At 36.0% G+C, this 26,994-nt stretch carries 16 protein-coding genes; 4 read left to right on the forward strand and 12 right to left on the reverse strand.

The annotated features are described in order from the left end of the window. The 3 genes from Q0505_RS14765 to Q0505_RS14775 all read left to right on the forward strand — a co-directional run. A partial coding sequence (locus Q0505_RS14765; RefSeq protein ID WP_299214353.1) for a gliding motility-associated C-terminal domain-containing protein occupies positions 1-4,135 on the forward strand: 4,135 nt, incomplete at its 5' end. 82 nt (positions 4,136-4,217) lie between these two features. Beyond that, positions 4,218-5,132 (forward strand): type IX secretion system membrane protein PorP/SprF, encoded by a 915-nt coding sequence (locus Q0505_RS14770; RefSeq protein WP_299214356.1) that lies wholly within the window; start codon positions 4,218-4,220, stop codon positions 5,130-5,132. Between the two features lie 18 nt (positions 5,133-5,150). Next, positions 5,151-7,031: an OmpA family protein gene (locus Q0505_RS14775; protein ID WP_299214359.1), complete on the forward strand. Its 1,881-nt coding sequence runs from the start codon at positions 5,151-5,153 to the stop codon at positions 7,029-7,031. A 383-nt stretch (positions 7,032-7,414) separates the two neighbouring features. Here Q0505_RS14775 and Q0505_RS14780 read toward each other — a convergent pair whose 3' ends face one another. Both Q0505_RS14780 and Q0505_RS14785 read right to left on the reverse strand, forming a co-directional pair. Next, positions 7,415-9,391, reverse strand: a complete 1,977-nt coding sequence (locus Q0505_RS14780; protein WP_299214361.1) for a DUF5689 domain-containing protein — start codon at positions 9,389-9,391, stop codon at positions 7,415-7,417. Positions 9,392-9,427: 36 nt separating this feature from the next. Further along, positions 9,428-12,289 (reverse strand): TonB-dependent receptor, encoded by a 2,862-nt coding sequence (locus Q0505_RS14785; protein ID WP_299214364.1) that lies wholly within the window; start codon positions 12,287-12,289, stop codon positions 9,428-9,430. Between the two features lie 141 nt (positions 12,290-12,430). On the opposite strand from Q0505_RS14785, the gene Q0505_RS14790 reads away from it, so the two are divergent. Next, positions 12,431-13,486, forward strand: a complete 1,056-nt coding sequence (locus Q0505_RS14790) for an endonuclease/exonuclease/phosphatase family protein (RefSeq protein WP_299214367.1) — start codon at positions 12,431-12,433, stop codon at positions 13,484-13,486. 125 nt (positions 13,487-13,611) lie between these two features. Here Q0505_RS14790 and Q0505_RS14795 read toward each other — a convergent pair whose 3' ends face one another. From Q0505_RS14795 to Q0505_RS14840, 10 genes are all read right to left on the reverse strand, one after another. Continuing rightward, on the reverse strand, positions 13,612-14,046 hold the full coding sequence (locus tag Q0505_RS14795) for a hypothetical protein (protein WP_299214370.1): 435 nt from the start codon (positions 14,044-14,046) through the stop codon (positions 13,612-13,614). A 150-nt stretch (positions 14,047-14,196) separates the two neighbouring features. Next, on the reverse strand, positions 14,197-15,441 hold the full coding sequence (locus Q0505_RS14800) for a M12 family metallopeptidase (protein WP_299214373.1): 1,245 nt from the start codon (positions 15,439-15,441) through the stop codon (positions 14,197-14,199). A gap of 262 nt (positions 15,442-15,703) precedes the next feature. Continuing rightward, positions 15,704-18,946, reverse strand: coding sequence for a TonB-dependent receptor (locus Q0505_RS14805; protein WP_299214376.1), 3,243 nt, complete (start codon positions 18,944-18,946; stop codon positions 15,704-15,706). Between the two features lie 175 nt (positions 18,947-19,121). Further along, on the reverse strand, positions 19,122-20,735 hold the full coding sequence (gene pgi / locus Q0505_RS14810) for a glucose-6-phosphate isomerase (protein ID WP_299214379.1): 1,614 nt from the start codon (positions 20,733-20,735) through the stop codon (positions 19,122-19,124). A gap of 20 nt (positions 20,736-20,755) precedes the next feature. After that, positions 20,756-22,042, reverse strand: a complete 1,287-nt coding sequence (locus Q0505_RS14815; RefSeq protein WP_299214382.1) for a peptidoglycan DD-metalloendopeptidase family protein — start codon at positions 22,040-22,042, stop codon at positions 20,756-20,758. Positions 22,043-22,061: 19 nt separating this feature from the next. Beyond that, the gene (locus Q0505_RS14820; RefSeq protein ID WP_299214387.1) at positions 22,062-23,000 is read right to left on the reverse strand and encodes a tryptophan 2,3-dioxygenase family protein; all 939 of its coding nucleotides are present in this window, start codon (positions 22,998-23,000) and stop codon (positions 22,062-22,064) included. A gap of 9 nt (positions 23,001-23,009) precedes the next feature. After that, on the reverse strand, positions 23,010-23,813 hold the full coding sequence (locus Q0505_RS14825) for a DUF3108 domain-containing protein (RefSeq protein WP_299214390.1): 804 nt from the start codon (positions 23,811-23,813) through the stop codon (positions 23,010-23,012). 127 nt (positions 23,814-23,940) lie between these two features. Then, positions 23,941-25,101, reverse strand: coding sequence for a 4-hydroxyphenylpyruvate dioxygenase (hppD, locus tag Q0505_RS14830; RefSeq protein WP_299214393.1), 1,161 nt, complete (start codon positions 25,099-25,101; stop codon positions 23,941-23,943). A 5-nt stretch (positions 25,102-25,106) separates the two neighbouring features. After that, positions 25,107-25,598, reverse strand: a complete 492-nt coding sequence (locus Q0505_RS14835) for a CCC motif membrane protein (protein ID WP_299214396.1) — start codon at positions 25,596-25,598, stop codon at positions 25,107-25,109. Between the two features lie 87 nt (positions 25,599-25,685). Then, positions 25,686-26,846: a homogentisate 1,2-dioxygenase gene (locus Q0505_RS14840; RefSeq protein WP_299214399.1), complete on the reverse strand. Its 1,161-nt coding sequence runs from the start codon at positions 26,844-26,846 to the stop codon at positions 25,686-25,688. Positions 26,847-26,994 lie beyond the last annotated feature (148 nt).

Genomic DNA, 26,994 nt, shown 5'->3' on the forward strand with positions numbered 1-26,994 from the left:
TCTTAATGGCAATGTGATCACTGGAGAAGAGGCTTCGATGCTCACCATAACAGAGGCAGGAACGTATGAAGTTACCGTATCATCTGGAATTTGTTCTAATACAGATACCATTACGGTTACACAAGCAAATCCTGACGGGTCTGCATGTACAGAACCTGAACCAACGGATTGTACAATAATAAGTGCTGGCCCAGATTTAGAAGTAGATTGTGATAATCTTTGTGTAGACTTAAATGCTTCTATCTTAACATTACCGCTTACGTCTACATCTTCTTATAGAATAGAGCAAATAGAATGCCCTAACCCTCCAACAGAAGGAGATCCTACTAATTTAGAGACAGATGATCTTTGGAGTGATGCTATAGACTTACCATTTACTTTTACATATTTTCAAAATGATTATACAAGTCTAGTTGTAGGCGCAAATGGTCAAATATCATTCAACACTGCACTTGCTGGTCAACCTAACGGATGGAACTCAGAACCAGGAGAACTTCTCCCTTTTAATGATGAAGCAGCTGAGGGTGCAGGTGCCGAGTTTCCATTTAATACCATTTATGGAGCTTTTCATGATATTAACCCGGGAGTTGCACCTACTTCACCAGACAGAATTAACTTCTTTATTTCTGGCGACGCACCTTACAGAACGTTTGTTTTAAACTTTAATATGGTGCCACAATTCAGTTGTACTGACTTATTAACTACGCAACAAATCATTCTTTATGAATCTTTAAATGTGATAGATGTTAATATCATTAATAAACCTGTTTGTGACGCTTGGAATGATGGGCTTGCAACTTTAGGAATTATGGGTAATGACCTTACTGAATTTGCTGTTCCTGATGGAAGAAATACAGGCGACTGGGAAGCTTTTGATGAAAGCTGGAGATTTGTTCCTGATGGAGCTGTAAGCGATGATGCCGAGTTTGCTTGGACGGATGAAGATGGAAATGTATTAAGTAATGACTTAATATTTAATGTGTGTCCAACAGAGACAACCACCTATACGGCTACGTTAACATTTACAAATCCTGATGGGTCTATTTCTACTATTTCTGATGATGTTATTGTTACATCAGACACGAGTTCTTGTGAGTCAGACTGTACGATTATTGATATTGATGCTGGACCAGATGTAGAGGTTGACTGTGAAGACCCTTGTGTAGACTTAAATGCATCTATTGTGTCATTACCATTCACAGGTACATCTTCTTACAGAATAGAACAAATAGAATGTCCTAATCCAGCAACAGATGGAGATCCTACTAATTTAACAATGGACGATACCTGGAGTGGCATTATAGATTTACCATTTACATTTACGTATTATCAAAATGATTACACAGACCTTGTTATAGGGGCAAATGGTCAAATTTCATTTGATGCTTCACTAGCAAATGGATTTAATGACTGGAATATTGATCCTGGACAAACAATTCCTAATAATGATCAGGCTACGTTTCCTTTCAATACAATTTACGGAGCTTTCCACGATATAGACCCAGGTGTAAATTCTGAACCTGATGCGATTAATTTCTTTGTAAGCGGCGATGCACCTTTTAGAACGTTTGTTTTAAACTTTGATATGGTGCCGCAATTCAGTTGTAATGATTTATTGACATCACAACAAATTGTACTTTACGAAACTTTAAATGTGATAGAAGTTAATATCATTAACAAACCTGTATGTGCAACTTGGAATGACGGTCTAGCAACCCTAGGAATTATGGGTAATGACATTACTGAATTTGCTGTTCCAGATGGAAGAAACACAGGTGACTGGGAGGCTTTTGATGAAAGCTGGAGATTCATTCCTAACGGAGAATTAAATGATGACGTATTATTTACGTGGACGGATGAAGATGGAACAGTATTGAGTAACGATCTTATGTTTAATGTTTGCCCAACTGAAACAACTACATATACGGCAACAATAACATTTACAAATCCTGACGGAACAGAATCTACAATCTCTGATGATGTCACGGTGACTGCAAATGTTATAGACTATACTGTTGATTTAGGCGACGATCTTGTTTTCTGTGATGTAACCTCTTATGAGATTATCCCTGAACTTGCTGGCGATGTAACGAACCCTACATTTTTATGGAGTACTGCAGAAACTACAGAGACCATTACTGTTACAACATCTGGAACCTATACTATTGAAGTTACCGTAGATGGATGTGTGATGATGGATGAAGTAACCATCACCTTTGTAGAGAGTCCTTGTACTATAGATTCTGACTGTCTTGTTATAGATTTCTTAGAAGATTTTGGAACAGGTACAGAACGTGTCTCGACTCCTTTCACTCAGTATACATTTAATGCTGGACCTGGAGAAGTAAATGACGGTGAATATGCTATTATAAATACTTCGGCTGAATTAAATAACGGATGGCATGACAATCTTGAGGATAATACTCCTGGAGATGTAAATGGACGTGCATTATTTGTGAATGCTGACTTCAATACAGATGAATTTTATAGAAGAACAGTTGACAATCTTTTAGCAGACACCAACTACACATTCAATGCATTTATCACAACAGTATATGATACAGATACCAATATCTGTGCTAATAATGGTATTCCTGCAAACGTAACATTTAGAGTTGAAGATGCTTCAGGAGCTACCCTTGCTGAAATTGATACAGGTGATATACCTAATGAAGCAGATCCAAACTGGCAACAATTTACTATCGATTTTAATTCTGCTATGAATACTTCGGTTCAGATTGTATTAGTCAATAACTCAATAGGTGGTTGTGGAAATGATCTTGCTATTGACGATATTTCACTTTCATTTAGTGGCACTCCTCCAGTTTTAGCAACTCCTACAGATTTAGAACTTTGTGATGATCTTGGAGATATGGTAGAAATTTTTAATCTTACTTCTCAAATACCTACTATTTTAGATGGTGAGAATCCCGCAGATTTTAATATCTCATTCCATACAACACAATTAGATGCAGAAGCAAACGCAAGTCCGATTGGAACACCTGGGGCATATCCAAACACTACAGATCCAGAAACCATCTATGTCCGTGTTGAGCGAGTTACAGATGCAAGCTGTTTCAGTATTGTTGAGTTTGATTTAATACTGAATGAGGTTTTCTCTCTAGCAAATAATCTTCCTGCAACTATTGATATCTGTTCTATAGATGCAATACCTGTATTAGATGCGACACCTATAGATACTACAATAGATCTAACTTCTGTAACGTATATTTGGACAGATGCATCTAACACAACAGTATCTACAGATGCTCAGTTTACTCCTACAGTAGCTGGTGTCTATACCGTTGTTGTTGAGTTATTGCCTTGTAGTCAAGAAACATTCACAATAGACCTTACCATTATTGAAGCGCCTGTTGTAGACCTTGGTATAGATGTTTTATTATGCGATGATGAATCTTTTGAGATTATTCCAAACCTAAGTGGAAATCTGACAGATGCAACATTATTATGGAGTACAGGAGAAACCACAGGTACTATTATAGTAGATCAATCTGGAACTTATGACCTTACTGTCACTGTAGGACCTTGTTCTATTACAGATAGTATTACCATTACTATTGCTGATCCTGTCAATGTATCTCTTGGAGACGACTTTACCACGTGTAGAGAATTTCCTAATACGCTATCATCTGTAAGTGATGATGCTAATGTTACGTATCAATGGTTACTTAACGGAGATATCATTACCGGAGAGACATCTAGTACATTAGAATTCTCTGTGCCAGAAACTGCTGTAGGAACTCAGATATATACTGTTATTGTAACTACAGCTGCTGGATGTACAGGTGAGGATTCTGTAGATGTATCATTATTTGATATAGGAAACTGCGTAATTTCTCAAGGAATTTCTCCAGATGATACTCCTGGATTTAACGACACATTAGACTTAGAGTTTTTAGCTTCTAGAACTGGAATTGATGTTCTTCAAATCTATAATAGACTCGGTACACTAGTGTATGAGCAAAGTGATTATGTAAACCAATGGAGAGGTCAAGCAGACAATGGAAATGATCTACCAACAGGGACATACTTCTATGTGATCAACCTTGAAGAAGAAGATCCCGTATATGGAAGACAGGCTACTGGATGGGTTTATATTAACCGAGGAGAATAAACAAAGGATAGCAAAGAGACTAATAGATCATATTTATTATCGCGCATAACGCATCATTTATGCAATAAATAAATTTTTAAAAATGAAAAAACTATTTTTATTAACCCTTATTACAAGCATTTTGTGTGTTGATTTTGCAACAGCACAGCAAGATCCTCAATATACACAGTATATGTATAATCAGAATGTAGTCAACCCTGCATATGCTGGTTTACAAGAGGGGCTTTCTCTAGGTTTATTGTATAGAAACCAATGGTCTGCTCTTGATGGAGCTCCTGAAACGTTTACTTTCAATGCACATGCACCCGTTGGGGAACGAACAGGATTAGGAATCTCAATTATTAAAGATGAGCTAGGTCCTGTAAAAGAGACTAATGCTTATATAGATTTCTCTTATACAATTCCTGTGAGCAACAATTATCAATTAGCATTTGGATTAAAAGCTGGAGCTACTTTTCATGATATTGGACTCGCCAACCTAGAATTGCAAGATCCAGGAGATCCTTTCTTTTCTCAAAATATAAATCAAACAACTCCAAATATAGGAGCTGGAGTGTTTTTATATAGTGATAACTTCTATGTCGGAGCTTCTGTACCTAATATCTTAAACTCTCTTCACTTAGATGAGAATGGGTTGCAATTTGGTTCAGAGACAAATCACTATTTTGTTACCTCTGGTTATGTTTTCCAAACAACAGAGAACATAAAATTAAAACCATCTGTGCTTGTAAAATCAGCTTTTGACGCTCCCACTTCTTTTGATGTCAATCTTAATGCATTATTCTTAGAAAAATTTGAACTAGGAGTTTCTTACAGACTCGACGATTCTTTTAGTGGGATTGTAGGTTTTCAAGCCACTCCTGAATTAAGAATAGGATATGCGTATGATGCGGTGGTCTCTGAAATTAATAATGTTGCCCCATCGTCACACGAAATAATACTAACCTATAATATCATCTTTAATAAGCGTGCATTACGCTCACCAAGATACTTCTAAAATAAAATACTGTACAAGATGAAGAAGTTTTACATATACATACTACTTGTTGCTACGAGTATTAATTTTGCAAATGCACAAAGCAAAGACACCAAAAAGGCAGATCAATTATTTAATAGGTTCGCATATACAGAAGCTATTGAAGAATATACCAGCCTTATTGAAAAAGGAAAAGCTGACGAGTATGTTTATACGCAATTAGCTCGCACATATACCATCCTTAATGACACCAAAAAAGCAGAATCTTTTTATAAGCGTGTGGTTAAAAATAAAAAAGCAAATCCTGAAACATTATTTGCGTATGCAGAAATCTTAAAAGCAAACGGAAAGTCTAGTGAGTATAAAAAATGGATGAAGCGATTTGTAAGTGCAAATGAAAATGATCCAAGAGCAGCTATCTATCTTAAAAATCAAGATTACTTAGAAGAACTAGAAGATCGTGATCCTTTATATACGATTACTAATGCCGATAAAATCAACACCAAATATTCTGATTTCGGATCTTTTATAAAAGATAATAAAATCTATTTTTCTTCTTCTAGGAATACAGACCGTAAAAACCATAATCTTAATGGAGAGCCCTTCTTAGATATCTATACTGCTACTACAGATGGATCTACGATGAGTAATGTTGAGCTACTAGAAGGAGATGTAAATTCAAAATATCATGAAGGTACAGTAGCCATCACTCCAGATGGAAAGCGTATGTTCTTTGATCGTAATAATTATTTTGAAGGAGATCTAGAAAAAGATGAAGAAGGTGTGAATCAAATCAACCTTTATACCGCAGAAAAAGTAGCTGGCGAATGGACAAATATCGAACCTGTGTCTTTTAATGATGATAACTATTCAACAGGGCATCCTGCGATTAGTCCAGACGGAAAAACTTTATACTTCTCTAGTGACAAACCTGGAGGTCAAGGAGGCTCTGATATTTATATGGTAGAACTTAAAGCAGATGGCACTTATGGAGAACCAAAAAATTTAGGAAATCAAATCAATACAATAGCTACTGAGGCGTTCCCATTTATTGACACCAACGGATCTCTGTACTTTTCTAGTAACGGACACTTAGGACTAGGAGGTCTTGATGTTTTCCTTGCAGAAAAAAAAGGGAGCACTTATGCTTTCCCTGAAAACCTAGGTCCTGGCGTAAATAGTGGTAATGATGATTTTGGAGTAAACATTGATGCTCAAAAAGGAACAGGCTATATGTCTTCAAATAGAAAAGGCGGTAAAGGCGGTGATGATATTTACATATTAGGCAAATTACCTCCTTGTGATGTAGATGTAACCATCACAGTAGAAGATGTAGATGGTAACGGAATCTCTAAAGCTTTTGTAGAGATTATGAACATCACAGAAAATACAACAGATTCTGATACCGCAACAACTACTGGTAAATACTTATTCAGTTCTACATGTAAAAGAGATTATAAAGTAATGGCTTCTGCAGATGGATATTTACCTGGAGAAAGCACTGTATCTGTCGCAAAAAAATCTATAAATATTACAATTACACTTCAAAAAGAGCCTGTCATTACACCAGACGAAGTCGTATTAAACCCTATTTATTTTGATTTTGATAAGTGGAATATACGCCCAGATGCAGCAGCAGAATTAGATCGTCTTGTCGCTGTTATGAAAAAATATCCTGAGATGAAAATCTCTGCAGAAAGTCATACAGACATTCGTGGGCCAGAATCATACAACCAGATACTTTCTCAAAAAAGAGCCGAGTCTATGCGTACGTATGTAATCAGTAAAGGAATTGATGCAAATCGTATTACCGCTGATGGAAAAGGAGAAACAGAACCTGCAATTACTTGTGAAGAGTCTGCTTGCACAAAAGAAGAGCACCAATTAAATAGACGCTGTGTCTTTAAGATCATAAAATAACAAATCATAGATTAAACACTCACTCATTAAAAAGGCTTTCTACCTGTAGGAAGTCTTTTTATTTTTGTCAATATAACTGTAATTTACCCATAGAATATCTAGTCATTAATCATGAGAATCGTATCCTCTATATCATAAGATGACTGCTTTTATAAAATGAATAATATATTACACAAATCATATCTCAAATCAATGGCTTCCGTAAGCTATTTTATATGTGAGCATTTATAGTAACATCAGTACACAATTCCTGTTTTAAATATCTTTATTCCGCTTTCGCGAAAGCGTAAAAAGCAACACTCCCTATATAAGATAAAGCATGAAATAAAAAATCCCGATACTAAACAGCATCGGGATTTTTAAAAGATACTATCTCTATTTACTTATTGTGCATTGATCTGAATTTCGTCAAGCTCGTAGGTTCCATCAGAATTTGCATCACCACTTCCTACATATTTAAAAGCGATATAACCACTTCCGTCAATACAAGAAAGATCTACAATTCCAGAATCAAACCAAGCTGCAAAATCATCTGAATCACTTACAATAATTCCTGCAGGAATTGCCTCCCAAGTAGCTGTAGGAATATTTGCTGGCACCCCATCCCAATCACTTGAAAAAAGCAATTCTAACGTACTTCCATCAGCAAAGCTATTGGATGTCATAAATTGAAGCGTTTCTCCATCCTGAGCGTCTAGATCAATCTCTGGGGTTACTAGCCATGAGATGGTAGATGCATCTCCAGACATAAAAGAACCTACTCTAGCAGAAATCCCTAACGAAGGATTTTGTCCTGTGCTTGAAAAAGCTGACCATTCTTGCGTTCCTGCTTCTTGGAAGTTGGTCCATCCATTTCCAGAAATAGGCTGGTTATTACTTTGTGTTTCAAAAAAGTCTTCAAATAACACAGTCGCTCCTGCACTACTTGCCGTACCGCAATCTACAGAACCTCCTCCATTATTTCCTCCATCATCCGCACTATTAATAGCAAAATTGTCTAACTCAAATGTTCCGTCAAAATCTTCTTCTCCACTTCCTACATATTTGAATGCGATATGAGCTGTTCCTTCTATACAGGATAAATCAATGTTTCCAGAAGCTACCCAATCTTGGAAAAAAGTGTCATCAGAAACAATAGTTCCTTCTAATATAGGTCTCCAGTTAGCATCGTCAATATTGGCAGTATCTCCATCCCAATCATCTGCAAAAAGTAATGTTAATTCACTCCCATCAGAAAAACTATTGGATGTCTCAAAATTAAGCGTCTCCATTTCTTGAGCATCAAAATCAATCTCTGGTGTGATTAACCAAGTAACTGTTCTAGCATCACCAGACATAAAAGATCCTATATTTGCAGCAGTACCAAAACCACCACCTGCATTAAATGTTCCCCAAACCTCAGAACCTTCTTGTGCAAAATTAGTCCAAAGAGGACTTAATGATCCACTTGATAGATTATCTGCAAAAACAACACCGCTTCCTCTCTCATCTGCAAGTCCACATAAGTCACAACGATTCCCCTCTGCAAATACAACATCTGTAGGACTATTAATAGCAATATTAAATACTTCTCCAAAGAAATCTTTTGTTAATATACCATTTATCGTTCCTCTTCCAGCTGGAAGTGATAATGCTTTAAAGTCTGAAAAGGTACTTGTACTCAATATCGTTCTTCCTCCTGTAGCACAATCTTCTAATACGCGCTCACCATCAAACTCATCTTGTGGTTCTGAAGCGTATGTTCTTTGATTGTTAATAACCTCATCTGCACTAAATTGAACATCTTGAAGTGCAATAAATAAGTTTGTTTTATCATTTGTAAAATCAGAAAAAGCAAGTGGTAAAGGAATAATTTGTGCTACTTCATTACTTCTTACAATGACATCGTTTTGTATAGGCGCTGGGATTTTACCTAAAGATCCTCCATCTGCAATTCCTATAGAAAGCACTCCATTAGAAATACCTGCCGTAAGACCATCTAATCTTACAAAGACTTTTCTTCCTACTTCATAGGTTGTAAATAAAGGATTTACATCTATTAAAATTCTGACACCAGCTACTGGGTTTTCTGGGCTATCTTGAATAATAAATTCTTCAAAAAAGTTACCGCCCTCATCACTAGAGATTACATATCCTTCTATAAAAGTATCAACGCCATCAAATGTAAATATCTCATCTCCATTGTCAGCAGCTTGTGCTACTTGTCCTGCAACACTGCTAATACTTACGCTTTGTCCTTCTATTTCTACAACTCCAGCATCTAATTCTGGCACAGAGAAATCATCATCTTGAACACAAGATACTAGGGCTACTAAAGCAACTAGCATTGTGAATAATTGTGTTAATTTTATTGTTTTCATAATCGTATATAATTCTATAATTTCTTGATATTTTAATTAAAAGCGAACGTAAAAGTTAATGTAGTATGTAGTTCCGTTTCCGAAGAAAAACCTTGGTCCAAATACAGGTCCGTTTTCTCTTGCTTGATCATCGCGTACATTTCTAAAAGTCGCATTACGAGATTGCTCAAAACCTCCTGTAACATATTGTTGATCTAATACATTGTTTATGGTGGCAAAAAATCCTAGAAAGTAATCATCTACTCTCCATGATTTTCCTCCTGTAATATTGACTAAAAAATAATCATCAAACTGTTGTTGCTGTAATAAACCTCTTGCAACACCCGCGTCAAAATCATTAATTGGCAATCCATCACCGTCAGTCACAAAATTTGCAGAACGTGCTAGATTACTTACATCAATATACGCATTAGAAAAATAATTGGTCGTTAGCCCAATATTCCAAAAATCAGGATCTCTGTATTCAAATCCTAACTGAAAAGCTCTTTCGGGACCTCCAGCTACGTGCAGATCTTTTAGGTTGGTAGTTCCATCCCCAAAACGTAATGCGCCATCAAAATCATCGCTTCGTAAGTATAAGTTAGGATTGTTTGTAAACGTATACTGTCCAACACTAGCAGCTGCTTTTAATTTAAGTGTAGGTAACACCTGTGCTTCGATACCTAATTCTACACCCATATTACGTCTCCCTATATTCGTAACGACTTCCTGTACAAAAGCATCCCCATCGACTCCTAAACCTCCAAGGTCTTCTGTAAAATAAAATCCTATATCAGTCCCATTCTCAAATCCTGTATAGTATCCCGTTAATCTTGCTTTTACAAGTGGCGATCTAAAAATATAGCTTACATCTACAGACTGTATTTGCTCACTCTCTAATCCTTCTACCACTTCATTATTTTGACGTGCATTTACAAAAGAGTTACGTATCGTAGGCGCATTGGTATAATATCCTCCGTTAACATCTATAATATGACGCCCTGTAATTTTATAGGTAAATCCTCCTTTTACACCTCCAGTAGAAAAATCTAACTTCTCGCTATTTCCAAAAGAACCAACAGACCCTTCTACATTTCGGAAGTTTCCGTTTTCATAAAGTCCATTACGTTGGTATGTCGTTTGAGTGACTGTACCACCTATATAAAAATCGACTTTGTTGTATTTGAATTGCGCTTGTGCGAAAGCGGATACAACATCAGCATCTACTTCATAATTGTACTTATAACGATCTCCTACACCAACAATTCGATTTGGATTACGCACATCACTCTGTGCACTATCTGTTGAGATGATACCTGATGAATCTCCAGACTCAGCCTCGGTAAAGTTATCTACGTCCAAATATCCAGTAGCACCTAGTAAATCTGAAACTTCTGCATAATTTTCACTATCCAACGCGCGATAGCTCACGTTTCCATTGATTGTAATATTATCTGTAATCGCACTATTCACAATAATATTAGCACTCAATTGATTGTCTTCTATCACATCATTTTGAACAACGTACAGTGCATTTTTACCCTGCTCTCTTAAAGTAGCATTTCCTTGGTATAAGAGATTCCAATCAAACTGTCCGTCATTGACAAACTTCTCTTGTGCTAAGAACGCATTTTGAAAGTCATTTGCTGTTGGGTTTTCACCTTGTAAAAAGAAACTTGGTAATAATTGATAATAATCAGGAGATGGATTACGAGCTCCTCCTGCAAAAAATTGCTGTCCGTTGGACTCCACAAGGGTGGTTCCGTTATTATCTATTCGGCTATTTTTTATGGTTCCTGTCTGGTATCCAATATTTGTATTGATGGTTGTTTTTTCAGAAAGATCCCAGGTATGATTTAGCATCAGAATAGGTTCTTCTATCTCTCTGATACGTGTGTTGCGTATTTCGCCATTCTGAAATCCCCAAAAAGGATTGTACTGTCTTCCTTTAAGATCAAAGATCTCTTGTGTAAGTCCTGTACTTCGACCTCTTCTATTAGGTGTATAGATAGAGGTAAAGTTAAGACTATGTTGGTCATTAATTTTCTTCTCTACAGATGCAAAAAACGAATTTGCGTCATACAATGTCCCATCTATATATCCTTCGTTTCCAAAACGTCTTGAAGCTAAAATAGTATATGCCCATCCGTCTGCTTGCAGACCAGAACTATAACTTGCCATCATTCTTCCTTGGTATGAACGATTTGCCGATGCATACGAAACACGACCTCCTTTACGATATTGAGAAGCTCTCATATCTATATTGGTCGTTCCTGCGAGTCCTCCAAAAGTATACTCATTGGCAGCTAGTCCTTGTGTAAATTCACGATTACGTTGTGCATCGTTCAAGCCTCCCCAATTTCCCCATTGTGGACGACCGTTAAATTGCTTATTCATTTCAATACCATTGATTAATAATTTACCATTGGCATTGTCAAGACCTCTAGGTCTGAAAAAAGTAGCACTCCAGTCAAAAGCGGCGGCGCTTAAATACGTATCACGACCCGCAGAAAGTAATCCTGAAACATTCAATCCTCCTACATCATCGTCTTCTCCGTTAAGATCATTGTCAGATAGTGAGATAAGACCGTTTAACTCTTCTTGGTTTTTAACATCTACATCAAGAGTAACTTCTCCTAAATCTAGTGTTTGTCCTTCATTAATAATGATAGGGAAGCGTCTGGTTGTGAATCCAATTTTTGAGATCGAAAGAATTTGATCTCCAAGAGGTACTCCTGTTAAAACAAATGCTCCATTGCCATCTGTTTCGATTGTCAGATTTGTACCTTCAAGAAGAACTGTCACACTGGGAAGTTTTTCTGTGGTAATTCTGTCAATTACTGTTCCTTTTACAGAAGTTTGAGCAATGACTGGTAGCATTGCAAAAACCAGTAAAAGTTTAAAAATAATGTACTTCATAAATTAGTTTAGTTAACATCAAGTTTCCTTATTAAGAAACTGTTACATTTTGCGGTGCAAAAATACTGATTTTAGACATATTCATTACCTTTGGCACGAGATATGTAGACCTCTTTACACAAACTTAATATATTCGCCTAAATGAATTTTAAAAATTACCTGCTAGCGGTTGTTTTACTTGTAACCGCTTTCGCGAAAGCGCAAGATCAAAAAACCTACAAACCACATACTATCGCTTTCTATAACGTAGAAAATCTTTTTGATACAGAAAACGATCCTATTACATTTGATGACGACCGTACTCCAAATGGAAAAGATCATTGGACGGAAGCTATTTATGCAGATAAAGTACAGAAAATGGCTCGTGTGATATCAGAAATAGGGCAAGATATCACTAATAATGCTCCCGCCATTATCGGACTTGCTGAAATAGAAAATAGAAAAACGGTAGAGGCACTTGCCAATGATCCTCAATTACTAGACAAAGAGTATGGGATTGCACATTTTGACTCTCCAGACCGAAGAGGAATTGATGTCGCTCTTATGTATCAAAAAGCATTATTCACACCTATAAATATAAGTAAACATGAACTTATTATTTACGATAATGAAGACTCTCAAAAGCGTAGATATACTCGTGATCAACTCTTAGTTTCTGGACTATTAGATGGTGATATGATTCATGTAATTGTAAACCATTGGCCTTCGCGTTCTGGTGGAGAATCCCGAAGTCGTAAAAAACGTATGGCAGCCGCAGCACTTAATAAAAAGATTATAGACAGCCTGCAAAGTAATGACCCGTATGCAAAGATTATTACTATGGGAGATCTTAATGACGACCCTACCAGCCCAAGTGTTAAAAAGGTATTAAAAGCAAAAGGAGATAAAGACAAGGTAAAAGATAAGATGATCTATAATCCTATGGAGCCTATGTTTAAAAAAGGAATTGGCACACTCGCTTATAGAGATGGATGGAATCTTTTTGATCAAATCTTAATTACCGAGCCATTGCTTCGTGATGATTACAGCTCGTATCGATATTTCAAAGCAGGAATCTACAATAAGAATTATTTAAGTAATCCTAAAGGACGTTATAAAGGGTATCCGTATCGTAGTTTTGCCAATGGAGGATACACAGGAGGATACAGTGATCATTATCCCGTATATATTATCCTTATTAAAGAAGTTTCAGAATAGTCAATCTTTTTTATACGCTTTCGCGAAATGGTATATTGAGCCTGTTAAAGTAGCGTACTTACAAAAAACAAAAGAGGGAAGATAGTACATATCTTCCCTCTTTTTATATGGTGTTTAGATAGCTATTAAAACCATTGATTCCAAGGAATCATAGCTAATACGGCAATCAATGCCAATGTATAAAATATCGCTAGTTTCTTAAATTTAGGTGTAGATAATCGTTGCTTTTTATGTTTAGAATATCCTATCGTGACGAGTATAACAGCGATAATCATTAATGTTGGATGCTCTACAGCAAGTCTACGTGCTGAGCTAGACAACCCTCCCATACCGTTTGAGGTAATAGCATTGAGTCCGTTAGGAGACACAAAAAACAATACCAATCCTATTAATAATTGAATATGCATGGTAATTAATGTAAAAAGCGCCAGACGCATATCTTTAGCTCCATACTCCTTTCCTCCAAAAAAATTCACTAGAGAATTAATAGTTGTAATCACTAATACGGCAAGCACTAGGTATGCCCATATAGAGTGTACAAATTGAATCGTAGAATACATAATGGTTGTGTTTAAATAAATAACTATTCAAAGATAGGGCATTTTAAAGCAAAAAACCGACACTAAAAATAGTGTCGGTTTTAAAGTTTTCACGAAAGTGAAAATATATTATGCTAATTCTATTAAGAATATTATAAGATAGAAAACCTCTTAATTAACTTCATAACCATTACCTGGTAAAATAACAATATACCTTTCATACGCAGGACCATCTTGATCACCGTAATCATAATGTGCTTCTTGGGCAACTAAAGTCTCAAGAAAAGTGGACTGTTGACCTGTACTTATAGATGCTGTTTTAGTAGTTTCATTTACTGTAAAATTACCATCTTCATACGTTACTTCCTCTACTACTTTATAGTTAATCGTTAAGTTTTGAGTAGCAGCTACTGCCACACCATTCTCAGAAAGATTCACAAAATAATCATAGGTAAATACTTGATCTTCTGGTGTAGCTTCTGCATCTACTAGCACACTAGATAGCGTAGCTAGAGGTCCTGTACAATTTGCCATCAAATCGTGTATAAATTGTATGGTTTCAATATCGCCAATTGAAAAATCGTTACTAAAGTTAAAAAAATCATTACCATTTAAGTCTGTCAAAGGGGAACAACCATCACTAAATGTTGTAGAACTATAAAGCATACGAGAATTGAAATCAAAGGGACCAACTGCAATTTGGTTGCTACTGATGTTAAAGTTATTTTCACGACCAGACTGAACACAGTTCTGATTGTAAATAACAAAATTATTTCTATCTGCTCTTGTATGCTCATGAAACAAACCTAAAGAATGGCCGATTTCATGGATGACTACACGTTCTGAAACTACAGTACCTATGCTTATGATATTCACTGTAGAGTTTTTCCCCACTGGTGAACTACTAACGTTACCCGCAACTGATCGAAATCTCATATAACCTCCTAAAAGATTACAATTACTAGTAGCACAGTCTACTTCGATAAATGAAAAACAAGGTAATTGGGCTTGAGCTGTCACTATTGCATTTTCTATAATTCCACTATTAGGAACTCCTGGCTCAATGTAATAGAATATATCTAAGCTATCCCATCTACGACCTTCATCACTTGTAGCTACACCTCTCTCGTTTTCACGAGTATTTCTAAAAAAAGATTTAAACTGCTCAGCAGTAAGTATCATATCATCAATTTGATACTGTCTTTGAGTGGTAAGTCTATTAACCACAGGATATTTTTGGGAATACGTCCCTCTCGTAACAGTAATATCTCCGTTTGCATCAGTGGTAAGAACAAAATCTTCTGTAATATCCTGCTGTTCATCAATCTCAAATGATTCTTCGGTTGAGCAGGAAAAGAAGAATGCCATAAGGAAAATTAATTGTAAAATTTTGAACGTTGTAATGTTTAATCTCATAGTTGTTGTTTTTGTATTTTATTGTTATTCATGAAGATGTTCTATTATTAAAAGTTTCTTACCCACTTTTTATAACATTTTTTCATAAAATAAAAAGGCAATAAAATAGTTGATTATTATAACTTAATTTTTAAGTTTCCTTAAACTAACTGATTATTAATTAATTATTGTTAATTTAAAGTTATTAAATCAAAAAACCGACACTAAAAGCAGTGTCGGTTTTGAAAGTTTTCGCGAAAGCGAAAATATGATATACTATGAATTAGTTAAAGATATAGCGTAATCCTACTTGCATTTGCCATCTAGATGAATTAAAGCCAGCATCATCAATTTGATTAAGACCACCTTCTACTCTATTATTAAAAGTATATTGTGGAGTTGTTCCATCCGCTGCAAAGCCTTCAAAATTCACAAGAGTTGCTGTATCAAATCCACTTGTAAAGAATCTTCTTCCCCAATCTTTATTGATAAAATTCGTAAAGTTGAATATATCTGCAGATACTTGAAAAGCATGTCTTTGCTCACCAAACTTTAATGAAAAGTCTTGTGCAAATTTTAAATCTACGACATGACTCCAATTTGCTCTACTTCTATTGCGTTCTGCAAACTGACCTCTACGAGTTCTCAAGTAGTCATCTCCTTCAATAAAAGCGTTAAGAGCAATCCATTGCTCTTCTGCACTTACATCACCATCATCAATTAACTGCGCCTCTTGGAAGTTAGATGGGATAAATGGTAAAGCAGTAAATCCTTCTCCAGAATCATTGATTAAACGATTACTTCTACCTCCACCTACAACGTAACTGAAAGGTGTTCCTTCTGCTCCTTCGTAAAATAATCCTATGGTAGTTTTTACATTGTCTGTCCATTTAACATCTATAACAACATTTGCTAATGTTCTATGTCCTTGACTAAAATCAGAGATAGATGTTCCAAGATTATTAGATCCATTTACACTTTCATTAAAAGCCCAGTTAGAAATGTTTTGAGAAGACGTTCCTTCAAAAACAGTCGTAGCTCTTCCGTAAGAATACGTAGCGCTTGATCTTATATCTACTTTAGATGAATAAAAGTTTTTTGTAATGGTACCAGATACATTGTAAGCTTCTCCATCATTTGTATTTGATATTAAGAAGATTCCTTCATACGTATCATCTATCAACGTAGGTCTGCTAGAACCAATATTTCCGAAATTGGCTCTTGGTCCAGCTCCAGTAGTTGTGAAACGTTCTTGAATATTAAGATTTTCTAATTTAAGACCCGTGATGACACTACTGTGAGAGATCTCTCCAGAAAAGATAAATCCTTTCCCAAGTTTTTGATCTATTGCAAAACTCTTTTTAAATACTTGTGGTAACATTAAATCATCTGCAAGTAAATCAATATTTCCTTGAAATTCTCCTTCTTGTCTAAATTGAGAAGTTACATCAGGATTAAAACTTGGCACTAAGTTTTCTTGTCCAGAATCTGGATTTGGTCTAAAAACTCTTGTATTAGCCACAACCGTACCTGTATTGTTATAAGCACCTCCTGGCCATACTAAAGGTATTCTAGACGTAAAGAAGCCAACTCCTCCACGAATTTGAGTAGATTTATTTCCCTTTACATCCCAGTTAAAACCTATTCTAGGTGAGATATGAGCTTTAGTTCTTGGTCCTTGTCCAACTCTAGCTCCTTGAAGATCTTTTCCAGCATCTTCTAATAAAGCGATAGCTCTAGTATTAAAATCTTCGTTTCCTCTTCCATCATCCCATACTGGTAAATCAACTCTTAAACCTGCAGTAAGTCTGAAGTTATTAGAAATTTGCACTTCGTCTTGAGCATAAAATCCTAATTGGAATAAATCAAATTCTGCAGCACCTATAGACTCATCACCTGTACCTCCTAATAGTGAATAACTACTACGAAATTCATTAGCTTGATCATTAAAGAAATCTTCTAATGTATTATACGTATACTCTCCAAAATTACGTCCAAAGAATACATTCTTTACAGAACTATACTCGTTGTGAGTACCAAGCGTTACTGTATGACGTCCAGAATAAATTTGGAAATTATTTGTAAGTGTAAAAATATCTTGCTCTAATAAATTGGCTGTAGAAAAAGGCTCAGAACCTGCAAATATTCTTGCATCACCATCATTTATTTCAATAAAAGGAAATGGATCTCCATTAATACCTCTGTCATCTCGTACTCTTGTGTAACCAAAAATAAATCTATTTGAATACTTGTTTCCAAATGTAGAATTAAGTTCAAGAGAAGCAGTGTTTGTATTAGACTCAAAGTTTTGAGCAGAACCTGTAAAGTTAATTGTTCTAGCACTTGAACGACCAATTCCGAAGAAATCTGCCTGTACTAAATTGTTACGAAATGATAACTTATGGTTTTCATTAATGTTCCAATCTAATTTTAATAGGAATTTATTACTTTCTAAAGTTCTTGTGTTGTTATCAAAAGTACCAGGATTATAACCATACTCATCTATTAAGAATTGTCTGAATTGATTAACACCTTCTATCCCTGATTCCCCAATATAGTCACTACCCATAAATGGTTGTGGAGTCTCATCATCCTGACCTTCATAATTTATAAAAAAGAATAATTTGTCCTTGATAAGTGGACCTCCAGCTGTTACTCCAAAAGTTTTTGCAGAAAACTCTGCTAATTTTTCTCTTTCGTCATCCTCTAAATCTCCAGGAGTTTTTCCTGCAAGGGATTCATTTCTCAAAAGATAATAAGCTGATCCTTGAAATTTATTAGTTCCTGATTTTGTTACAGCACTAATTGAACCTCCTGCAAAACCTCCAATAGTGACATCATAAGGAGCAACGTTTACTTGGAATGATTCGATTGCATCAATTGAAATCGGATTTACTCCTGTTTGCCCTCCATTGGTTCCTGAACCAGAAAGACCAAAAGCATCATTATTTACAGCCCCATCAACATAAAGAGCATTGTAACGATTGTTCTGTCCTCCTATAGATAATTGATTATCTCCTCGTAGTTGCGCCTCTGGCGTAAGACGTGCAAAATCTGCAATAGATCTTGAAATATTAGGTAACGCCTCAATTTTCTGTTGATTAATTGTTGTTTCTGATCCCGTCTTATTTGCATCAAAAACGCCGCCATTTGCTACAGCAGTAATCACAATCTCGTCAAGGGCGTTTGAAGATTCAGCCATTGATGTGCTGATGTTCTTTGTTTCCCCTAAAGAAAGCATAAAACCTTCTTCATTGAAATCTTCAAAACCTACATACGATATTGTTAAATTATAAGGACCTCCTGACCTCATATTTGAAATACGGTAAAAACCGTCAAAATCTGTAACGGCTCCATAAACAGAACCTGTTGGAACGTGAGTAGCAATAATATTAGCCCCTGGTAATGGACCATCATTATTGTCTAATACTCGACCGTTAATCGAACTCGTAGTTACCCCTTGTGCAAATGACATAGCTGTCATAAAGAAAAGAGCAATTACGGATAAAAATGTAATTTTCTTCATAATGAATTGATTGAATTAAGCAAAGCAAAATTAACCAATTCATGTATCTGTTAAGATTATCACAACGTTAATTAATTAACATTATAACTCTTTTTATAAACATATCACTTTAATTATTAATAAATTATAATTTTTATTGATAAAAACAATTATTCCTTAATAATCTGATATTTTTTTAGGCATTTTTGTAAGAAATCAATAATTGCTTTGTAGACGCATCGTGATTTGAAGATTCAACATCATTAAAGTCGCTAAGCACTTGTTTTGCAAGTTGTTTCCCAAGTTCTACACCCCATTGGTCATAACTATAAATATTCCAGATCACTCCTTGTACAAAAATCTTATGCTCATACATAGCGATTAATGCCCCCAAAGTACTTGGAGAAAGTGTGTCTATGAGGTAGGTAGTCGTTGGTTTATTTCCTTCAAAAACTTTAAAAGGGGTGAGTTGTTCTATACGCTTTCGCGAAAGCGTACGCTCCTTAAATTCTTCTGTCACCTGATCTTTGGTCTTACCATTCATTAATGCTTCTGTTTGTGCAAAAAAATTAGCCATTAATTTATCATGATGATCTGTATTACCGTAAAGGCTTTTCTTAAATCCAATAAAATCGGCAGGAATCAATTTTGTTCCCTGATGTATTAACTGAAAAAACGCATGTTGTGAGTTGGTTCCAGGCTCTCCCCAGATAATATTTCCTGTTTCATAAGTGACAGGATTTCCATCACGGTCTACACTTTTCCCATTACTCTCCATAATAGCTTGTTGCAAATAGGCAGGTAGCCTATGCAAGTATTGTGTGTATGGAATGACTGCTTCACTTTCGGCGCCAAAAAAGTTATTGTACCAAACACTTAATAAGGCTGTGATGACAGGTATATTTTCGCCGAAAGGCTGTTCTTTAAAATGAACGTCCATCTCGTGAGCTCCTTTTAATAAATCTTCAAAATGATCATATCCTACTGCCAATGCAATAGAAAGCCCCACAGAACTCCAAAGTGAAAAACGACCTCCCACCCATTTCCACATAGGAAAAATATTGTGGGATGTAATGCCAAAGTTTTGGACGGCTTCCAGATTGGTAGATACCGCCACAAAATGATTCCCTACAGCTTCTTCTCCTAACTGATCTACAAACCAAGCGCGTACCGTTGTCGCATTGCTTAATGTCTCTTGGGTTGTAAATGTTTTAGAAACAATCACAAAGAGTGTTGTCTCAGGATTAAGGTCTTTAATCGTTTCCATCACGTGATCTCCATCTACATTTGAGATAAAATGTGTGGTCAGATGATTTTTATAATACTGCAAAGCCTCTACCACCATAACGGGACCTAAATCTGATCCGCCAATACCAATATTAACAACATCTGTAATGACTTTTCCAGTAACACCTTTATGTGCGCCTTCTATAATACTTTTTGTAAAGGTTTTTATAGCATCACGTACGCCTGCGACTTCTTGTTTATGATAAGCTGTTGCTGAAAAATCTCTTAATGCCGTATGCATTACCGCACGATCTTCTGTTTTATTTATAACTTCTCCGCCGTAATAACTAGCAATCGCTTCTGAAAGGCCTACTTCTTCTGCAAGGTCAACTAGTAATGATTTGGTTTCTTCTGTAATTCTATTTTTACTATAATCTACAAGGAAATCTTGCCATTGTATAGTCAGTGCTGCTACTCTACCTTGATCTTTGAACAATTCCTTAAGATGTACGTCTTTTATGGTTTCAAAGTGCAATTGTAATTTCTTCCAAGCATTTGTTTCTGTTGGGTTGATATTCTTCATTGAGTAGTCTTTACTGTAGATTATAAATCTTGTTCTTGGAGTGTGCTAGAATCATCTATCTCTTTATACTCTGTTGCAAAAGGAATAGCGTCTAACTGTCTTTGTAGAGGTTGCATAACACTATCATATATAGGCTTTAGATAGTCGGCGAGTGGCTCTGAAGCTGGGAGATCTTCTCTAAATGGATCTACTTGTCGTCCATTTTTCCAAAAGCGATAACATACGTGAGGTCCACCTGTATTGCCTGTCATTCCTATAGTTCCTATTACCTCTCCTTGTCTTACATAATCACCTACTCTTGCAATACGCTTTTGCATGTGCAAGTACTGCGTCTCATAGGTCCCATTGTGGCGTATTTTAACATAGTTACCATTACCTCCTCTACGTTCTGATTTAATAACTGTTCCATCTGCCGTGGCAAGAATTGGGGTGCCTATGGCACCTGCAAAGTCGGTTCCTTTATGAGGACGGACTTTATAGCCGTAATATTTTATACGTCTTTTTAAATTATATCTAGAGGAAACTCTATTAAATTTTAGAGGTCCTTTTAAGAAAGCACGTCGTAAATTATCTCCATTTTCATCATAATAGTCAGAGCCTCCTGGAAGGGAATCATTCTGAAAATAATAGGCGTATACAGACTTTCCTTTATGCTCAAAAACACTTGCCTTGATTCTTCCTATTCCTGCAGGAACTGTATCGTTCACAAAGCGTTCTTCATAAATTACTTTAAATCGATCTCCTTCCTGAAGTTTAAAGAAATCTATGGTCCAAGCATAAATATCTGCCATCCTGTAGGCAACTAGCACATTGGTATCTAATTCATCAAAGGTAGAAGACAAATTGCTACTAATTATTCCAGATATTTCTTTTTCTACAATCGTTACTGGGTGTGATTTTTCTTCGGCTACGACACCATCTTGAAAATCTACCACTACGTAGTCTTCTTTATTTTTTTCATAAATAAAAACTTGTGCGGTCTCTGTAGTGTCTTTAGATTTTAATAATACATAGGGTTTACCTACTTGTATTTTTCGGGTGTCAAAAACTTCTTGTATTGTATCTGAAATTTGTTGTATCGTTCCATAACCAACGTGAGATTCAAAAAGTATTTTTCCGAAGCTATCACCCGATTTTACGGTGTCACGCTCTACAACATAGTCGTCAAGCACATATCCATACGCTTGTGCAGGCGGTTCTACTGGGAGTTTTACTTCTTGAACGGGTGTTGGTTTTTCTTCTTTTTCGCCACAAGCAACAAGGCTAATAGCGAGTAGTAGTGCGGTAAATATGGTTGTTAATCTCACAGGTCTTATCATCTATCCTTTATACATCTTGTCCCCAGTTTGCTAATTCTTCGGCAGTCCAAACATCTGGAAAAAATATTCTGCGCTGATATTTAGGGTGCATATATTTTGTCCACTCACTTCCTCCCGTTGCTTCTACCACGTGCTCTCCATTATTTAAATAATGGTTTGCTGTATGATAGTGTGACATCACCCATGTTATATTTACTGTATAGTCGTAATGTCTCATAGCTTGTCGCAACGCTGGATCGTTTTGATCTGCCTCAGGTAGGGATTTGAACTTCGCGTACAAATTTATAGTATTATATTCTTTTGTAAATGCTATAAACTCATTTTTATATTTTTCCTCAAACGCATAGAGCAAATAGCTCTTTTTTCCAGTTTGATAATTTTTTCCAGCGGCTTGCCAATACAAATGTTCTAAGGCATGTTCATAGGGAGTGTTTCTATCTATAGTTTCGCGAAAGCGAGCATCTATCAAATTAATTAAATCTGTACTTGCAAATTCTATCTTTCTATATTGTGCACTTTGGAATCCACTAGCTGGAGTTAGCGTCTTTCTAAACTTCATATATTGTTCTAAATCCATCCCGTCTTTCATAATCGTAAAGGAGGACGTTAACATATCAAAGTAACGACTGATACGACCTAGACGTGAGGCAAAAAAAGTAACTGTAAGATTTTTATGGTGTGCGACTTGTTCTATTTCCCAGAGGACCATTTTGAACAGAAGTTCCGTCACTTGATGGTACATAATAAATACATTTTCATCTGGAAAATTTGTGCGTGGTGACTGAAGGCTTAATAAGGCATCTGTATGAATATAATCCCAATAGGTAATGGGCTTACTTTGTAATAATCCTTCCAGATGATCGTCAAGATCTTGATCTATTTTTTCATATTTATCATCAAGAGCATCTATGATACGTTCAAGATCTGGTTCGATTTTTTTCTTCATAGTATCTGATTAATTATCTACTACAATCTTAAATGAATGCTTAAGTCCTTTAAACGCTGCGAGATCTGCCTTGAGAGATCCTACAGCAAGACTGGCTTTAATGCGAATAGGCACTTTATTTTCGTCATCACTCACCCAAACGGTAAGGCTTTCTTGTTCTTTAAAGACACGTCCCGATTGTACTAAAGGTCTAAATTTAAGACATCTTATTTTACCAAATTCAGTATTCATTACTTCGCGTCCTAAAAAACGAAGTTTAAAGGGATAGTTCTCACTATCAAAAAACATAGTTAAACTCGTTTCGTCTCCTTCTTTTAGATTTGTCGTGTCTAAGTGATTACGCAAATAGTAAAATGCCGATACCATGTCCTGTACATTTACTGCGGCATCTACTGTTTCACGGGTATTATGCTTTCTATTAAAGATATGTGCTTTGTGATTTTTCTGATCAAAGTCTATGACTTTGTCTTTGGTGTGTCCCCCTTCATTAATTTTACGAACAAATTGATAAGGTAAATCTGTTTTTTTATCTATGTAGCTTTCATAATGATCTTCTACTTTAAAAAAGAATTTTGAAAGCCCTACAGTTTCTCCATATCCTTTTACGTGATATACTGGAGTTCCTTTATACTTTGAATCTTCTACCGTAAGTGTGGCATATCCTGCAGTGATGAGCCCGTAATGAACTCTAAATTTAAACCACTCTCCTTCTTGGTAGGCGGGTTTGATCTCTTGCGCCTTTCCTAAAGTCGTCACTAGTGTAAAAACTCCTATGAATAGTAATTGTGTAATATGATGTACTGATGTTCTCATGTTTGGCACCAATTGGTTATTTACGAAGAGTATTTGCAATAGTTATTCCAAAAATACTACAATAAAAAACTTCGCCCTATAAAGGACGAAGTTTTTATATAAATATTGTGTTAAGTACGTTATAAAATTACAAAGTACCTCTTTGTTCTTGTTCTCTCTCAATAGATTCAAAAAGTGCTTTAAAGTTTCCAGCTCCAAATCCTTTAGCTCCCATACGTTGTATGATTTCAAAAAATAAGGTAGGTCTATCTTCTAGAGGTTTTGTAAAAATTTGAAGTAAATATCCATCTTCATCGGCATCTACTAGGATAGAGAGTTCTTGAAGCTTTTCAATATCTTCCTTCATCACTTTCATGTGCTCACCTAGTCGTTGTGGGATATCATCATAATACGTCTGTGGTGGTGGTGGTAAAAATTCAATACCACGTGCTTTTAATTGGGCTACGGTTTTGATAATATCGTCTGTAGCCATCGCTAGGTGCTGTACTCCTGAGCCTTCATAAAAATCAAGATATTCTTCTATCTGAGATTTCTTGGGTGCTTTTGCTGGCTCATTGATTGGGAATTTAATCCGTCCATTGCCATTACTCATTACCTTACTCATTAATGCAGAGTACTCTGTATGAATTTGCTTATCATCAAATGATAGAAAATTAACAAAGCCCATCACGTCTTCATACCATTTTACCCACGTATTCATTTGTCCCCAACCTACATTACCTACCATGTGGTCTATATATTTAAGACCCGTTGGTGTAGGGTTATAGTCTGACTTCCATTCCCTAAAACCTGGTAAAAAAGCACCTTTATAGTTTTTACGCTCTACAAACATGTGTACCGTCTCTCCATAGGTATAGATTCCTGCGCGTACAGTTTCTCCATGCTCATCGGTCTCGACTTTAGGTTCCATATAGGATTTTGCACCTCTTTTGGTGGTTTCTTCATAGGATTTACGTGCATCTTCTACCCAAAGCGCAACCACTTTTACACCATCGCCATGCTTGACAATATGGTCATTGATTGGTGATTTACTGTTAAGTGGTGTTGTTAAAACAATTCTGATTTTGTCTTGTTTTAACACATAACTCACCTCATCTCTAGATCCTGTTTCTAATCCTTTGTAGGCATACGATTGAAATCCAAAAGCAGTTTTATAAAAATGGGCTGCTTGCTTTGCATTCCCCACATAAAATTCAACGTAATCGGTTCCTAATAAGGGTAAGAAATCTTGTGCTCCTTCAAATATTTTTTCTAGTCCGTAGTTTACGGGTTGTATGTCCTTACTCATAACATTTAGTTTTCTATCGTTTCTATTTCTTTTATCTCGTATATGATGGTGGAGTCTGTCACTATGGTATCTACTTCTATTCTGTCATATTCATAGTCTTCTTCATCATCATATAGGGTGTCCGTATCCCACTCATAAGGATCGGTGGTATCAAAATCTCCACTTCTATAAGAATCCATAATTTCGGAAGAGAGGAAAGTCCCATATACTATAAATAGTATTACAAATCCTAAAACAATGATTCCATTAAAGACAATCGCTATTATATTAATGACTCTTGCCATGGAGACATTACTTCTACTCAACTCAGAAAATCCCTCTGGATTTTCTCGGTAGGCTTTTAAACTTTTATTGGCTACGACAAGTCCTATAATAGACATTACCAATGGTATTAATGCTGTAATACCATAACAACAACAGCCTGCGATTCCTAATACAAGGGCGATGATCCCCAAGACTAATGCTAATGGATCTGCAGGTAATTTATTTTCTGACATCTATCCTTTTTTATATGCTTTCTTACTTCGATTGGCTCCGTATGAACTTCGCTTTCGCGAAAGCGTACTATTAATGATTAAAATTATTTAATGATCCAACCAAGATGTGTGATAACTCTCATCAGCTATTTCCATCGCAGCTTCACATACTTTTAAAGGTTTAAAAGTGTCTACCATAACCGCTAACTCTTCAGTGCCTTCTTTTCCTATACTTTTTTCTACCGTCCCTGGGTGCGGACCATGAGGAATTCCAGCTGGATGCAACGAAATATGTCCCGCATCTACATCTGCTCTACTCATAAAATCACCGTCTACATAATACAACACCTCATCACTATCTATATTACTATGATTATACGGTGCAGGAATACTTTGTGGGTGGTAATCATACTTACGAGGTACAAAACTACAGACCACAAAAGCATCGGTTTCAAAGGTTTGATGCACAGGTGGCGGCTGATGTATCCGACCAGTAATAGGCTCAAAGTCATGTATGCTAAAGGCATACGGATAGTTATACCCATCATAGCCTACCACATCAAACGGATGTGAGGCATATACCATTTCAAAAATATCGTCTTGCTTTTTTACTTTGATCAAGAAATCTCCTTTCTCATCATTAGTTTCAAGCTCATACGGCTGGCGTAAATCACGCTCACAATACGGTGAATGTTCTAATAATTGTCCGAACCAGTTACGGTATCGTTTAGGTGTGTAAATAGGACGGCGCGACTCTACAATAAAAAGACGATTGTCTTCGGTATCAAAATCTATTTTATAAATCACTCCTCGCGGAATTAACAGATAATCGCCATACTTAAAATCCAAGTTTCCTAAATGCGTGCGTAGCTTTCCTGAACCTTTATGTACAAAGATCAGCTCATCTGCATCAGTGTTTTTATAAAAATAGTCTTGCGTTCTTTGCTTAGGTGCTGCCAGAATGATCGTACAATCACTATTGGTCAAAATAGGTTTGCGACTCTCCAGATAATCTTGTTCTTGCTTGATCTGAAAACCTCTAAAACGATACGATTTTATACTGTTTTCCAAAGCAATTTTGGGTGCTACAGAATATTGTTTGCGAATCTCTTTGACCTGTGTAGGTCTGTATACGTGATAACTATTGGTACTCATCCCATCAAAACCAATGGTTCCAAATAACTGTTCTGAATAGAGCGATCCGTCAGGTTTACGGAATTGCGTATGACGTTTGTGAGGAATCTCTCCTAACTTATGATAAAAAGGCATGATGTTGTAAAGATTTAGATTGCTTTAAAGTTACTTAAATTCAGGCAATCAACTACTATTCTGGATTTCTCTTTATAAGAAATTTCAGTAATAAAGGAAGATATGTCCAACTTTTATTTGACATCGAGGTAAAGATACGGGTTTTTAT

The organism is uncultured Dokdonia sp. (assembly GCF_937910895.1).
Taxonomy (GTDB): domain Bacteria; phylum Bacteroidota; class Bacteroidia; order Flavobacteriales; family Flavobacteriaceae; genus Dokdonia.

Coding starts and splice junctions, on each gene's coding strand:
- Q0505_RS14770 (WP_299214356.1), top strand. CDS start 4,218: ATGAAAAAACTATTTTTATTAACCCTTATTACAAGCATTTTGTGTGTT.
- Q0505_RS14775 (WP_299214359.1), top strand. CDS start 5,151: ATGAAGAAGTTTTACATATACATACTACTTGTTGCTACGAGTATTAAT.
- Q0505_RS14780 (WP_299214361.1), bottom strand. CDS start 9,391: ATGAAAACAATAAAATTAACACAATTATTCACAATGCTAGTTGCTTTA.
- Q0505_RS14785 (WP_299214364.1), bottom strand. CDS start 12,289: ATGAAGTACATTATTTTTAAACTTTTACTGGTTTTTGCAATGCTACCA.
- Q0505_RS14790 (WP_299214367.1), top strand. CDS start 12,431: ATGAATTTTAAAAATTACCTGCTAGCGGTTGTTTTACTTGTAACCGCT.
- Q0505_RS14795 (WP_299214370.1), bottom strand. CDS start 14,046: ATGTATTCTACGATTCAATTTGTACACTCTATATGGGCATACCTAGTG.
- Q0505_RS14800 (WP_299214373.1), bottom strand. CDS start 15,441: ATGAGATTAAACATTACAACGTTCAAAATTTTACAATTAATTTTCCTT.
- Q0505_RS14805 (WP_299214376.1), bottom strand. CDS start 18,946: ATGAAGAAAATTACATTTTTATCCGTAATTGCTCTTTTCTTTATGACA.
- pgi (WP_299214379.1), bottom strand. CDS start 20,735: ATGAAGAATATCAACCCAACAGAAACAAATGCTTGGAAGAAATTACAA.
- Q0505_RS14820 (WP_299214387.1), bottom strand. CDS start 23,000: ATGAAGAAAAAAATCGAACCAGATCTTGAACGTATCATAGATGCTCTT.
- Q0505_RS14825 (WP_299214390.1), bottom strand. CDS start 23,813: ATGAGAACATCAGTACATCATATTACACAATTACTATTCATAGGAGTT.
- hppD (WP_299214393.1), bottom strand. CDS start 25,101: ATGAGTAAGGACATACAACCCGTAAACTACGGACTAGAAAAAATATTT.
- Q0505_RS14835 (WP_299214396.1), bottom strand. CDS start 25,598: ATGTCAGAAAATAAATTACCTGCAGATCCATTAGCATTAGTCTTGGGG.
- Q0505_RS14840 (WP_299214399.1), bottom strand. CDS start 26,846: ATGCCTTTTTATCATAAGTTAGGAGAGATTCCTCACAAACGTCATACG.